This window comes from Clostridium sp. 10cd* (genome assembly GCF_044336395.1).
In the GTDB taxonomy this organism is placed as follows: Bacteria; Bacillota_I; Bacilli_A; order Erysipelotrichales; family Erysipelotrichaceae; genus Clostridium_AQ; species Clostridium_AQ innocuum.
The window spans coordinates 2467594-2479622 of record NZ_CP172347.1 but is presented as its reverse complement, the minus strand read 5'-3'; the positions used below and the strand labels follow the sequence as shown (position 1 = coordinate 2479622).

Below are 12029 nucleotides of genomic sequence, written 5' to 3'. Positions count from 1 at the left end.
ATTTGCCTGTTACTTTGCAGTCTTTGCTCCTGCTAATTTTTTCACTTTCCATCCCCATACACAACCTGTGCACTCGGCACAACACTGCTGGCAGGTGTGGTATGGCTGCTCTGGTCATCGAAGAAGATGTGCGCACCAAACGCCTTCAGCACCTCGCGCTTTGTAATGCCACCCAGAAAAAAGGCCTCATCAATACGGACATCCCATGCACGCAGAGTTCGGATCACCCGTTCATGCGCCGGCGCATTGCGTGCAGTCACAAGGGCGGTGCGTATCGGTGCATGCCCTTCAAATTCCTTCTGCAGGGCCGCAATCGTCTTGAGAAACTGCGCAAAGGGTCCCTCCGGCAGTACCTGTCGGGCACATGCCTTTTCATGCTCTGCGAATGCCTCCAGACCGTCCTTTTGAAATATCTGTTCGCTCGCATCTGAAAACAGCACGGCATCACCATCAAAGGCAATCCGGATCTGAGCGATATCCTGCAGCGGATCATAGCCCTCAATCGCATTGGTATAAATGCGTCCCGCCGCAAAGCCGGCCGCAAGCGCAGAACGGACATCCTCCTCATTGGCGCTTAAAAACAAATCCACACCGAATGCCTTTAGATAGCCGGTCAGTGGTCCTCCGCCGCTTAACACCGCCCGGGTGATATCCAGTCCGTAATGGGCAATCGAGGTAAAGATACGCAACGAGGTATCCGCACTGTTGCGTGACATGATCAATACCTCAACTCTTCGCTTCTTACTGCTCTCATTCAGCTTCAGCAGGGCCTTCACCAGGGCAAATCCGCTGCCCGGCTTCAGAATTTCCTGCTCATGCGCCAGCTGATATTCGCTATACGCCTGTAATCCCTTGGTTTCATATATGTAGTTTTCATCATCCAGATCAAACAATGCCCGGCTGGATATTCCGATTACCAGGCAGTCCTCAAGACTTACCGCCATGTTTACACTTCCCTTCTGTTCATGAAAAAAAGAAATCCGTACGGATTTCTTTAAAAGATAAAGCCAACGACGTGGATATCGATGATATCCGGTGTATACCCGGTCATATGTTCAATATTTTCAAAGATCTTACTCTGTACTTTGCTTGATTCTTCATTTACGTTTACGCTGTACTTTACTTTTATGTCGATGGACAAAATCAGCTGATCATTCACGATCTTGCAGCTGATCGGATATTTAAACGGTGTAGCGCTGTCCGCCAGCCGAATGTTTTCATCCTCTTCGACAACGATTTTCGCAATCGTCTGGAATGCAGATTTGCTGAGTGCGATTACACCTGCATTGTTTCGTTCCTTTAATGCAATATACTCTTGAGCCATTTTCATCACCTTCTAGGCTTATTATACCAAAAAGATTTCTTATTTGAAAGTAACTTCCATCAAATATTTGTGATTTGTAGCTTCCTGTGCCTTCTGCATGATCGTTTTCGCAACATTTTTATCATCCTTCTGTTCAAACACCGAGATGATACACGTATCTCCATTGATTTCCACAGCTGTCTGATAGCCATCCTTCTTCAGCAGGTCAGCCACGCTTTTCTGCATGCTTTTCTCATCCTTCAGCTCATCGATTGCGGCAAGTGCTTCTTTCTTTGCACTGTCATCGCTTTTGGTATCCGCAACCACACTGGAATTGCGGTTGATCTCCTCTTCCTTTTTCTGATTGATGCTGTCCTGCAGCTTTGTTGAACCATCTGCCGATTCTGATGTATCTTTCTTCTGTTCCTGTGCTTCTTCCGTCTTGCCCTGAGCATCCTCTGTCTTTGCTGCTGTGTTTTCCTTATCTGCTTTTTTATCAGATTGAGGGGCCTGTTCCTCCATGACACTGGTGGAATCCGCCGGCAGTGTCACATAGTAGACAGACAGCATCAGAATCAGAGAGAACATGGTCAGAAATGCAAGTGCTTGTTTATTCATAAAAAGTGCCCTCCTTGCTATTACACCCTATGCAGGAAGGACACCTCTTATACCTGTTAATTCACTTTTGAAAAATATTGTTCATGCGCTGCATCCAGTCTTCATAATAGGCGCTGCGGTACTGCATGAAATCGGAATAGGAGATCACACGGTTCTCCAGCTCCTCGATAAAGCGGACAAACGCCTTGTTGATGGCGACCATTTTATCATCGTGAATGATATCAATTGTACCGATTTCACACAGGGAGTTTGCCAGAATACGGGCACATTCCTCATGCAGCAGGTCGCTTTGATCCATCGGCAGACGGACAAAGCTCGTATTCAGCCAGTAATTGTCGACCAGATAATTCTTGATTACATTTAGAAACAGACAGAAATCCTCCATATTGTTTCCCGGCTCGATGGCGAACAGCATCTTAAAGAAGACGAACCAGTCATAATCGCGGTTCAGCACGGAAATCAGATAGTTTCCCAGAATATGCACAAACACATCCTTGGAATAGAAATCCGCATCCATGAGAATTTCATTTTCAAAATCCATCTGAATGGAATTCAGCTTCTTGAAGGTACGAAACAGGGAGGAGATACGGTCATTGTTTCCGCCGTCAAAGCGAATGTCCTTGATAAAGATGTAATGTCCCAGAATCGTAGATACACTTTTCAGATTCATCGTAAAGCCGATGGATTCGTTCATCTTCAGTGCGAACAAATCATTGATGGCCTTGGAAATCTGCTTTTCAAAGCTGGTTTCCGTGATACTCGCATCACTCAGCGACGTTTCCTGCATCTGATTGTATATGATGTTCAGCTGCCGGTCGGTAATGGTCAGATTGGCCTTGATGCTGGCAAGCAGATCCTTCATGAAATCATCATACACATAATAATTCGTATTTTTATACACCAGCTTATGCTCGATTTCACCCCAGAAGGAATGCACCAGCGCCTTGATCTGCAGCTCTACGTTGACCTTTTGTCCGTCCTTGAGATAATAGCCGTCAATACGATAGATCGCAAAGCCGTTTTTCTGAATCTGGGGCTGCCGTGAGGCGCAGTCAAGAAAGAAGTGCGGATTGATTTCATTATAATAGAAGCCATCCTCTTCATTACGGATGTTCAGTGTTTCCCGTATTTTATTGAGCACATTGTATTCATCCTCAATAAAACGGCATTCAATGATAAAACCGATCAAATCACTCAGATTATCCAGAATTCCCTGCGCGCTGTCATTCTCCACGTAAAAGCGGTTGCGGATGATTTTTTCACGCAGGCTCTCCCTTGACTTCACACGCGAATTGATATCGATGATCATTTCACTGGATTCCTTAAATACCGCAATCAGATACTGTTCAATCTCCCGTTCTATTTCATGATAGAATTCATTGTTTTCAGAAAGCAGGGCTAATGCTTCATCAATTGTGTCAAATACCTTTAATCGCATAGGGCAGACTCCTTTCCCTTTTCAAAATAGGAACGTGTCGTTGCCAGGTCTTTTTTCAGCTGTTCACCGAGGGCGCGTGCATCCGGAAATTTCCGTTCCTCCCGTATATAGGATAGGAACCGGAAGATGACAGGCTCCTCATAAATGTCCTGATCAAAATCCAGAAGATGCGCTTCGATGGATCCTGATTCCTGGTAATTGTAGGTTGGATTGTTACCGATGTTCATCATCGCCCTGTGCCATGTCCCCAGCACCTTGACCGCCCCCACATATACACCCTTTTTCGGCATGACATAGAGCTCCTGCAGACGCAGGTTAGCCGTTGGAAATCCGTTCTTCCTTCCAACATGACTGCCCCCCTTGACGCTTCCCTCCATATCGTACCAGCGTCCCATGAAGCGGGCCGCCTTTTCCATATCGCCTTCCTGGATCAGCTCTTCGATACGCGAGGAGCTGATTTTCCTATGCTCACTGCTGACCTGATCGATGACATGCACATCGAAATCCGTCTGTTCATGTAAGGATTGTGCATCGCCCTCCCCTTTTCTTCCATAGTGGAAATCATATCCGCAAACCAGCGTATCCAGACGCAGCGGCTTAAGCACCTTCTCATGAAAATCCTGCGGAGTCAGATCCGCCATTTCTCTGGAAAAATCAAGAATGATCCAGTATTCGATTCCCATCGCCTCCGCTATCCGCATCCGCTGCTTCATCGGCGTGATATGTGCAATATCCTGCAATCCCCGGATCACACACCAGGGATCGGGATCAAAGGTAATCAGTGCACAGCGTGTGTTGCGCCTTGCCGCAACGCGCTTCACCTCTTCAATCAGCTTCTGATGCCCCAGATGCAGACCGTCAAAATAGCCGATACAGGCTGTCAGCGGTTCTTCGATAACTGCTGTCCCTGTTAAATTTATATGTACTACCTTCATAGCCTCACCTACCATAAGCCGCGGACACAGCGAAATACTGCCGCATCCTCACGCTGATATATAGCAACAATGTTCCCGTTGTGGGTAATGGCAACATCATCCGCCTCGCACCTTAGTGTGATTTTCTTTCCATTATAAATATCCGCAGGCCGTTCATATTCCACCGGTTCATAATGGGAAAGCACCTCCTGCAGCGTATGCAGCTGAAAACAGCCTTCCTGAACATCCTGCAGAGTAACGCATTCATCAAGGGAAAACCGCCCTACCTTTGTACGTACCAGCGAAGACATACATCCCAGATTTCCTGTTTTCTGTGCGATGTCATGGCACAGGGAACGCACATAGGTTCCGGAGCTGCAGCTGACCCGAAACTGCAGCTTCTGCGTATCCAGCGCTTCAATATCATATATGGTTACCTCACGCTCTGGACGCGTTACTGCTATCCCTTCCCGTGCATATTCATAAAGCTTTCTTCCGTTCACCCGGACACTGGATATCATCGGCGGTACCTGCTTCTGTACACCGCGAAAGCTGTCCAGAACCGATTGGAAATCCGCAATCGGCTGTATCGGCGCTTCCTTCAGCGGCTCCATCCAGATATCATCACTGATCGTCTGAATGCCCAACTGCAGCGTCGCAATATACTCCTTGTCCGTATCCTCCAGAAACGGCAGCGCCTTGCAGGCCTTGCCAATCAAAACCAGAAGCACGCCGGTCGCATTCGGATCCAGTGTACCGCTGTGTCCGATTTTCGTTGTATGTAAAATCCTTCGCAGACGTGCCACCACATCATGCGAGGTCATATTCTGTTCCTTGTTTATTAGTAAAATACCGTCCATCTTATCACCGTCACTAATTATACCATAGATTTTTCACAAATCATGAGAGGAATATGTGAAAGTGAAAAAAAGCATGGTATAATAAAACGGTTTCTAAAGGATGTGAAAAAATGGAACTGCATACTATCTTAGGCGATATACGAAAAGCGGATCAGGACTACCATCTGATCGATGACGGTGACCGGATTGCCGTGGGGGTGAGCGGCGGGAAGGACAGCATGGTGCTGTTGACTGCGCTGCACATGTATTCAAAATTTGCAGACAGGAATTTCGAGGTGGTCGGCATTCATATAAAGCTCGGCTTTCCGAACATGGACTTCAGTGAGGTTGTTGCTTTCTGCCGGCAGCAGGGCATCACCTTTTACCAGTATGATTCCCAGGTGTATGAAATTTTGAAGCGGAATCCGGATAAGGAGGGCAACATCAAATGCAGCCTCTGTTCCAAGTTTAAAAAGGCAACGGTTATCGACGCCGCAAAGAAGCTGAACTGTACGAAGGTGGCATTCGGCCATCACAGCGATGATGCTGTGGAAACACTGCTGATGAATGCGATACACGGCGGAAAGCTGGCGACATTTTTACCGAAGATGTATATGTCGCGTACCGACACCACCTTTATCCGCCCGCTGGTTTATTCCTATGAAAGCGATATTTTATCGGCACTGGAACGAAATCAGATTCCGTTCGTGAAAAGCACCTGTCCCAACGACGGCTATACGGAGCGGCAAGCAATGAAGGATATGCTGCAAGAATTTTACAGGAGCTATCCAATGGCACAGAAAAATTTCATCCGGATGCTGTATAACGAGGATCAGGTGGAGCTGTGGCATCGGGAGGGTGACCACAGGGCAGAGAAAGCAAAATCCATGTCTGTTCTTCTGAAGGAGGAAGGCGATTTGCAGCTGACACGCCACGGTGCTAACTATTTTATCGTCTATTCGCACAGCGACACCCCCAAGCAGCGCTGTCATTTGAAAATTCGCGAGGAAGAAAGCAAAGCCATTATGGATGGAACAGCAATCAAAGAAATTTTCCAGACATATTCTTCTACGAAGGATATATAGAAAAAAACGTCAGAGACGTTTTTTTTCTATGTTTTACAGCCTGCATGTTACATCCACATGGCGTATAACTCACAGGTCTTGCCCACTGGCACAGCATACTCTCACATACAGGAATGAGCATACTGCTTACCTGTTATGATGTTTGATCCTTTTGCAGCTGCTGCAGCTTCGCTTTGTCTGCTTCCTGCCCTTTTCTATGACCGCCTGCTACTTTCCTTCCAGATAATATGTAGCCTCCATATCCGCCGTACTCAAAGCAAATGCGAGCGGATACATTTCAAAGGCTGCACCGACATTTCGTACCTCCTCACTTCCGCTGAACCCCATATGATAGCGGATGGCAAAGGCCTCCTCCCTGCTCAGCCGCATAAAGCCTGTGATAATATAGACGCTCTTTTCGCCATGACCATACGGCAGCCGGTCTTCATATTCGTAAAAGGGAACCTGCACCCACTGTCCGTTCACCTTCTGATTCCGTGTGCTTTCCTTATAGCAGTTGATCTTGCATATATCATGCAGCAGAGCCACAATGGCAATCGTTTCCTCATTGTAATCCATATGGTAGCATTCCTTTACCCTTGGACGGCTCAGATAATCCTTCAGGCAGTCATACACATTCAGGCTGTGCTCCAGCAGTCCCTGGGCATGTGCACCGTGAAAACGGGTGCTTGCCGGTGCGCGAAAGAAATCACTATGCTCCGATAGCAGATAGTCCAGAATCTTCTCACTGCCCTCCCGATGAATATGCTCCCTGTATATTGATAAAAACCGTTCCTTGTTCTCCATAAGCTGTCCTCCGTACGTTTGTAAATATTATAGCAGGTATTCTTAGCTGTGGAAATTACAAAACGCAGAAAACGATGCGTAGTAAAAAAACAGATGGTATATCGTGAATATGCAGACTGCCCTTGCAGGTTTCATATAGCACGGACTTTCACATGGAGACTGTAAAAACATGCGCAGGTTACAGAAGCATGTATGATCGTACAGCAGTGCGAGGTATGCGGGAGTAAGAAACCAATTTCCAGAATCGCATAGCATGCAAACATCATAGATACCCTGCGCTAAAACGAGCATTCTGATGTTTATAGCAAAAACAAAAAAACAGACGATTTTCATCATCTGCTTTTCAGTGCCCAGGAGGAGAGATCTTTCCCTGTAAATACAGGTGGGTCCCCTGTGTAATTTTTTAGGATCCCTACAGTCTTACCTAGGATGTGCAGGTATTCACACCAAAATACAACATCCGGAGTCCCTTATCTCTAAGTGTAGGAAAAATTTGTACCTCCTGGACATCTATAGTATATCATGGATCAATGAAAATAATACTCTTGACTTTATTTTTTTTGTTGTTCCACTTTTATCCCCCGTGTCCTGCGGTATCTTAAGATTTTCAATCAGCTATTCTACCAGAATTGCATACATAATGCAAATATTTGGCTTCCTGCATTTCTTGTATAGATTTAATTGAAATTTCACAACCTAATGATGAGGTGATAACAATGGCAGTTGCACATAAGGGAGCCATTTCCTTCGGCCTGGTACATATCCCCATACAGATGTATCGTACAACCAGAGATGTGGATATTTCCTTCAACCAGCTTTGTAAGAAAACACATGAGCGGGTGCATTATAAAAAATATTGCGGACATTGCGATAAGGAGCTGAAGGCAGCCGATATCGTTAAGGGCTATCAGTATGAAAAGGATAAGTATGTTATTATGGACAATGAGGAGATTGACGCCTTAAAGGCGGAAAAGGATCGCACAATTACGATTCTTCAGTTCACAAAGCTTGCGGAAATCGATGATATCTATTATGAGAAAAATTACTATGCCGTACCGGAAAAGCATGCGGAAAAAGCATATGAGCTGTTGCGTGATGCCATGGCGAAGCTGTCTGTGGTCGCGATAGCAAAAACGGTCATTGGCACAAAGGAAACACTGCTGGCACTGTGTCCCGGTGAGGTCGGCATTTTAGTGAAAACGCTGTTTTATGAGGAAGAGATTGCCGAAAATCCAAAGGCTTTCGCACATCCCAAGCTGGTGAAAGCGGAAAGTGATATGGCAAAGCAGCTGATTCAGTCGATGACCAAGCCCTTTGATCCCAGTGATTACCATGATGAGTTTCAGGAACGACTGCGCTCGGCAATTGAAGAGAAAATCAGTGGTCAGCATATCGTGCATGCCAGTGACCGCAAGCAGGACACTGCAACTCCAGTCGATTTGATGGAGGCCCTGCAGCAATCCCTTTCTGAAATGAAGCCCAAGGGAAGACGCAGGAGCGTGAAGCACTGATGGACTTTGCTGCCAGAGATGCTTCCCCGATGCTCATCGGGCTGGAGCAGCCGGCCTTCGATGATGAGGATTACATCTATGAATGGAAGCTGGACGGTGTACGCTGTCTATTGTATCTTGACAAAGACAACACCGAGTTGAGAAACAAACGCAATCTGAAGCTGAATGCAAAGTTTCCTGAGCTGACACAGCTGCATAAGCAGGTAAAAACACGCTGCATACTGGATGGTGAGCTGTATATTTTTCATGATGGAGAGCCCGATTTCTTTCAGGTACAGAAGCGGACTTTAACCTCGGACCCCTTTAAAATCCGTTTGCATTCCCGCCAGTTCCCTGCCAGCTTCACTGCCTTTGACATCCTCTATCATAAGGATGCATTCGTCATTGATCAGCCGCTCATGAAACGCAAACAGCTGCTGGAAAAGACAGTTCGGGAAAATGATCGGCTTTCAATCTCCCGCTATATCGAAACCAACGGTATTGCGCTGTTTGAGCTGACAAAGCAGCGGGGTCTTGAGGGAATCGTCGCCAAACGCAAAGACAGCCGCTATGTGTGTGGAAAGCGCACGAAGGACTGGATCAAATGCAAGAATCTTATGGATGATGATTTTATCGTCTGTGGCTATATTGTCAAGGAGAAAGGCATTGTATCTCTTATTCTGGCACAGTATGACCAGCACCATCAGGTGGTATACAAAGGACATGTGACCATGGGGGCATCTCTTCCCTATCTGATGGAGCACAGTGAGAAAACCGACACCAGCTTTCTGACAACGATCCCTGAGGGAAATGAAGATGCCGTATGGATTGATCCGCCACTGGTAGGAACGGTAAAATTCATGCAGTATACAGAACAGGGCGGCTTGCGGCAGCCGGTATTCAAGGGCTTTCGTGAAGATAAAGCGATTACGGACTGTCGAAGTAAGCAGTAGCTGCATACAGATGATGTCTTTCAAATTGAAAAAGGCAATCGATATACGGATGTTTCTTCATCCCTATAGATTGTCTTTTTGCTTTATGCTTTTCGTTGATTCGCGAACATTCATGCACAAAGATTCGCTGTCACCGTTATTCGAAGGTAAGGCTGTTCATGTATCCTGTACACTAGGATTTATTTTATTCCACAGCTTCACTTCTGTATCTCATCCCCGTATTTTTCCCACTTACCCATGCCGCTGTGCCACTTACCGTTATCCGTATTGCATGTCATAACGGTTTCATTGTAAGGTGGTACTGCGAGGAGGTATGGTTATGAACATGATCGAAGTATCCCATTTGAATAAAAAATACGGGAATTTTACTGCAGTGAAGGATATCAGCTTTCACGTAAGGGAGGGTGAATTGTTTGGCTTTCTGGGAATCAACGGCGCCGGAAAATCGACTACGATTCACATGCTGACCACCCTGTTTCCACCCAATGACGGTACCGTACAGATATGCAATCATCGACTTGGCAAGGACAATCAGGAAATCCGCAAGTGTATTGGTGTCGTACCGCAGCAGAATCGTCTGGATGATAAGCTGAGCGTCCGGGAGAATTTGCTGATACACGGTTCCTTATATGAAAACAGCCGCAGCGCCTTGCAGCATCGTGAAAAAGAGGTGTGTGAGCTGCTGGGGCTACAGGAAATTGCGGCAAAGCGTTACGCTCATCTTTCCGGAGGACTGAAGCGGCGCTGTGAGATTGCCGCAGCACTGATGCATGAGCCCAGGATTTTATTTCTGGATGAACCAACAACCGGACTTGATCCGGCAACGAGGCAGTCAGTATGGAATTGCATTGAACAGCTACAGAAAAAACGCAAGATGACTGTTTTTCTCACAACGCATTATATGGAGGAGGCTGCAAAGGCAGCCCATATCGCCGTGATCGATCATGGGGAGCTATTGGAGTATGGAACACCCTACGAATTAAAGGATCGCCACGCAAAAGACAAACTCATCCTTACCGCAGCAAAGCAGGAACATCTGGCAAAGCTGCTGCAGCATCTGCAGGTTTCCTATGAGCAGAATGACCAGCGGTATCAGATAGAGCTGAACACGACGATGGACGCATTGCAGATCCTGCCTGCGGTACAGCCCTATATCGAAGGGTTTGAGGTACTGCAGGGTACGATGGATGATGTGTTCCTTCATATCACCGGTAAAACACCGGAAGAGGAGGTAGCCCTATGACAGCCTTATCTACACTAACCAGGCGACACATCCTGCTCTATGTCCGTGATCGCTCCGCCGTATTCTTTTCCATGCTTTCTGTTTTGATTGTCCTGCTGCTGATGCTTGTATTTCTGGGTGATATGAATAAAGATGAACTCATGCAGCTGGTTCAGCAAGCGCATGGCAGCATACAGGAAGGGGATGCTATGCATCTGATTACCATGTGGACGATAGCAGGTATCCTTGTTGTCAATGCCTTTACCGTCCCTATCACTATGATTGGCATCTTCATTCAGGATAAGGAACAGAAAAAAATGGAAAGCTTTTACTGCTCCTGTGTTCCCCGCTCGATTCTGATGCTGTCCTATCTGCTCTCCGCCATGGTCATGGGCTTTCTCATGTGCATGCTGCTCATGGCGCTGTCCTTTTGTTATGTGAGCTTTTCCGGCAATGACTTTCTCAATCTTTCCCAGTTCCTGCAGGCCTGCGGTCTGCTGCTGCTATGCACGTTTGTATCCAGTGCTCTGGTTGCACTCCTTGCCCAATGGGTAAACAGTGACCATGCCTGGGGTGCCTTTTCCACGCTGGCAGGTACGCTCATTGGTTTTCTGGGAGGCATCTATCTTCCCGTCGGCATGCTGCCAGGCGCTGTACAGGGCATCTTGAAAAGTCTTCCCTTTCTGCATGAAACAGCAATGATGCGTGATATTTTCACAGCATCTGCCCTGCAGGATCTATTTCATACACTGCCTGCTTCCCTTTCAGATACCTATCGGGAAGCAATGGGAATCACCATCTCCCTTAACAATCAGACACTTTCCATCCACATTCAGATTTTCGCTCTGCTGCTTTGTGGTATAATAGCCTTAGGTATAACCGTATATGTAATGAACAGACATACGGCATTCAACAGATAGGAGGTCACCGCTTGAAAATCATCATCGAAGAAAAAGCATCCAGAGAGGATGAAGACACCATTATCGTCCGCTGTGCTTCTTTGAACGAATCCATCCTGAAGCTCCTTCAGCAGCTGAAAGCCGGTGATGAGCTGATCACCTGTACACAAAACGGAACCATTGCCAGAATCCGTCCGGATGATGTTTACTATTTTGAATCCGTTGATAACAAGACCTTTCTCTATACGGAAAAAGAGGTGTATGAAATACGGCAGAAGCTGTATGAAATCGAAGACAGCTATGCCGGACTTGATTTCTTCCGCTGCTCAAAATCGATTATTGTAAATCTGAGCAAAATCCGCTTTCTTTCCCCAGTACTTGGCAGCCGGCTGGAGGCAACCCTGCTCAACGATGAGAACATCATGATATCAAGACAATATGTAGCCGCACTGAAAGTGCTGCTGAACATATAGGGAGGTAGC

The 12029-nt window shown here is 46.5% G+C and carries 13 protein-coding genes; 6 read left to right on the top strand and 7 right to left on the bottom strand.

Features of this window, described 5'->3' with window-relative positions; genetic code table 11:
* Positions 1-41: 41 nt before the first annotated feature.
* From ACG3M1_RS12250 to truB, 6 genes are all read right to left on the bottom strand, one after another.
* Positions 42-944 (bottom strand): 5'-nucleotidase, encoded by a 903-nt coding sequence (locus ACG3M1_RS12250; protein WP_008817244.1) that lies wholly within the window; start codon positions 942-944, stop codon positions 42-44.
* A 50-nt stretch (positions 945-994) separates the two neighbouring features.
* The gene (locus tag ACG3M1_RS12245; protein WP_002609026.1) at positions 995-1324 is read right to left on the bottom strand and encodes an Asp23/Gls24 family envelope stress response protein; all 330 of its coding nucleotides are present in this window, start codon (positions 1322-1324) and stop codon (positions 995-997) included.
* A 39-nt stretch (positions 1325-1363) separates the two neighbouring features.
* The gene (locus ACG3M1_RS12240; protein ID WP_002609025.1) at positions 1364-1921 is read right to left on the bottom strand and encodes a SpoIIIAH-like family protein; all 558 of its coding nucleotides are present in this window, start codon (positions 1919-1921) and stop codon (positions 1364-1366) included.
* Between the two features lie 61 nt (positions 1922-1982).
* A complete protein-coding gene (locus tag ACG3M1_RS12235; RefSeq protein WP_009269139.1) occupies positions 1983-3359 on the bottom strand; it encodes a GTP pyrophosphokinase in 1377 nt (458 codons plus the stop codon).
* Positions 3350-4294, bottom strand: a complete 945-nt coding sequence (locus ACG3M1_RS12230) for a bifunctional riboflavin kinase/FAD synthetase (RefSeq protein WP_009269140.1) — start codon at positions 4292-4294, stop codon at positions 3350-3352. Before ACG3M1_RS12230 ends, ACG3M1_RS12235 begins: the two co-directional genes overlap by 10 nt.
* Before the next feature lie 8 nt (positions 4295-4302).
* Entirely contained in the window at positions 4303-5133 is an 831-nt protein-coding gene (gene truB, locus ACG3M1_RS12225; RefSeq protein WP_021420791.1) for a tRNA pseudouridine(55) synthase TruB, read from the bottom strand.
* Positions 5134-5243: 110 nt separating this feature from the next.
* Here truB and ACG3M1_RS12220 point away from each other — a divergent pair, with 110 nt between their 5' ends.
* Positions 5244-6197, top strand: coding sequence for a tRNA 2-thiocytidine(32) synthetase TtcA (locus ACG3M1_RS12220; protein ID WP_008817248.1), 954 nt, complete (start codon positions 5244-5246; stop codon positions 6195-6197).
* 207 nt (positions 6198-6404) lie between these two features.
* On the opposite strand, the gene ACG3M1_RS12215 is transcribed toward ACG3M1_RS12220, so the two are convergent.
* Positions 6405-6983: an HD domain-containing protein gene (locus ACG3M1_RS12215; protein WP_008817250.1), complete on the bottom strand. Its 579-nt coding sequence runs from the start codon at positions 6981-6983 to the stop codon at positions 6405-6407.
* Positions 6984-7699: 716 nt separating this feature from the next.
* Here ACG3M1_RS12215 and ACG3M1_RS12210 point away from each other — a divergent pair.
* From ACG3M1_RS12210 to ACG3M1_RS12190, 5 genes are all read left to right on the top strand, one after another.
* Positions 7700-8494, top strand: a complete 795-nt coding sequence (locus ACG3M1_RS12210; protein ID WP_008817251.1) for a Ku protein — start codon at positions 7700-7702, stop codon at positions 8492-8494.
* Positions 8494-9426 carry an RNA ligase family protein gene (locus ACG3M1_RS12205; protein WP_008817252.1) on the top strand — a complete coding sequence of 311 codons (933 nt, stop codon included), beginning with the start codon at positions 8494-8496 and terminating at the stop codon, positions 9424-9426. The genes ACG3M1_RS12210 and ACG3M1_RS12205 overlap by 1 nt, the downstream gene beginning before the upstream one ends.
* Before the next feature lie 319 nt (positions 9427-9745).
* Positions 9746-10669, top strand: coding sequence for an ABC transporter ATP-binding protein (locus tag ACG3M1_RS12200; protein WP_008817253.1), 924 nt, complete (start codon positions 9746-9748; stop codon positions 10667-10669).
* Positions 10666-11568, top strand: a complete 903-nt coding sequence (locus ACG3M1_RS12195; RefSeq protein ID WP_008817254.1) for an ABC transporter permease — start codon at positions 10666-10668, stop codon at positions 11566-11568. The genes ACG3M1_RS12200 and ACG3M1_RS12195 overlap by 4 nt, the downstream gene beginning before the upstream one ends.
* Positions 11569-11579: 11 nt before the next feature.
* Complete coding sequence (locus ACG3M1_RS12190) at positions 11580-12020, top strand: LytTR family DNA-binding domain-containing protein (protein ID WP_008817255.1); 441 nt, start codon at positions 11580-11582, stop codon at positions 12018-12020.
* Positions 12021-12029 lie beyond the last annotated feature (9 nt).

What these genes read in the sequence shown, in the direction of transcription:
- ACG3M1_RS12250 (WP_008817244.1), bottom strand. Translation starts at nt 944, where the DNA reads ATGGCGGTAAGTCTTGAGGACTGCCTGGTAATCGGAATATCCAGCCGG.
- ACG3M1_RS12245 (WP_002609026.1), bottom strand. Translation starts at nt 1,324, where the DNA reads ATGGCTCAAGAGTATATTGCATTAAAGGAACGAAACAATGCAGGTGTA.
- ACG3M1_RS12240 (WP_002609025.1), bottom strand. Translation starts at nt 1,921, where the DNA reads ATGAATAAACAAGCACTTGCATTTCTGACCATGTTCTCTCTGATTCTG.
- ACG3M1_RS12235 (WP_009269139.1), bottom strand. Translation starts at nt 3,359, where the DNA reads ATGCGATTAAAGGTATTTGACACAATTGATGAAGCATTAGCCCTGCTT.
- ACG3M1_RS12230 (WP_009269140.1), bottom strand. Translation starts at nt 4,294, where the DNA reads ATGAAGGTAGTACATATAAATTTAACAGGGACAGCAGTTATCGAAGAA.
- truB (WP_021420791.1), bottom strand. Translation starts at nt 5,133, where the DNA reads ATGGACGGTATTTTACTAATAAACAAGGAACAGAATATGACCTCGCAT.
- ACG3M1_RS12220 (WP_008817248.1), top strand. Translation starts at nt 5,244, where the DNA reads ATGGAACTGCATACTATCTTAGGCGATATACGAAAAGCGGATCAGGAC.
- ACG3M1_RS12215 (WP_008817250.1), bottom strand. Translation starts at nt 6,983, where the DNA reads ATGGAGAACAAGGAACGGTTTTTATCAATATACAGGGAGCATATTCAT.
- ACG3M1_RS12210 (WP_008817251.1), top strand. Translation starts at nt 7,700, where the DNA reads ATGGCAGTTGCACATAAGGGAGCCATTTCCTTCGGCCTGGTACATATC.
- ACG3M1_RS12205 (WP_008817252.1), top strand. Translation starts at nt 8,494, where the DNA reads ATGGACTTTGCTGCCAGAGATGCTTCCCCGATGCTCATCGGGCTGGAG.
- ACG3M1_RS12200 (WP_008817253.1), top strand. Translation starts at nt 9,746, where the DNA reads ATGAACATGATCGAAGTATCCCATTTGAATAAAAAATACGGGAATTTT.
- ACG3M1_RS12195 (WP_008817254.1), top strand. Translation starts at nt 10,666, where the DNA reads ATGACAGCCTTATCTACACTAACCAGGCGACACATCCTGCTCTATGTC.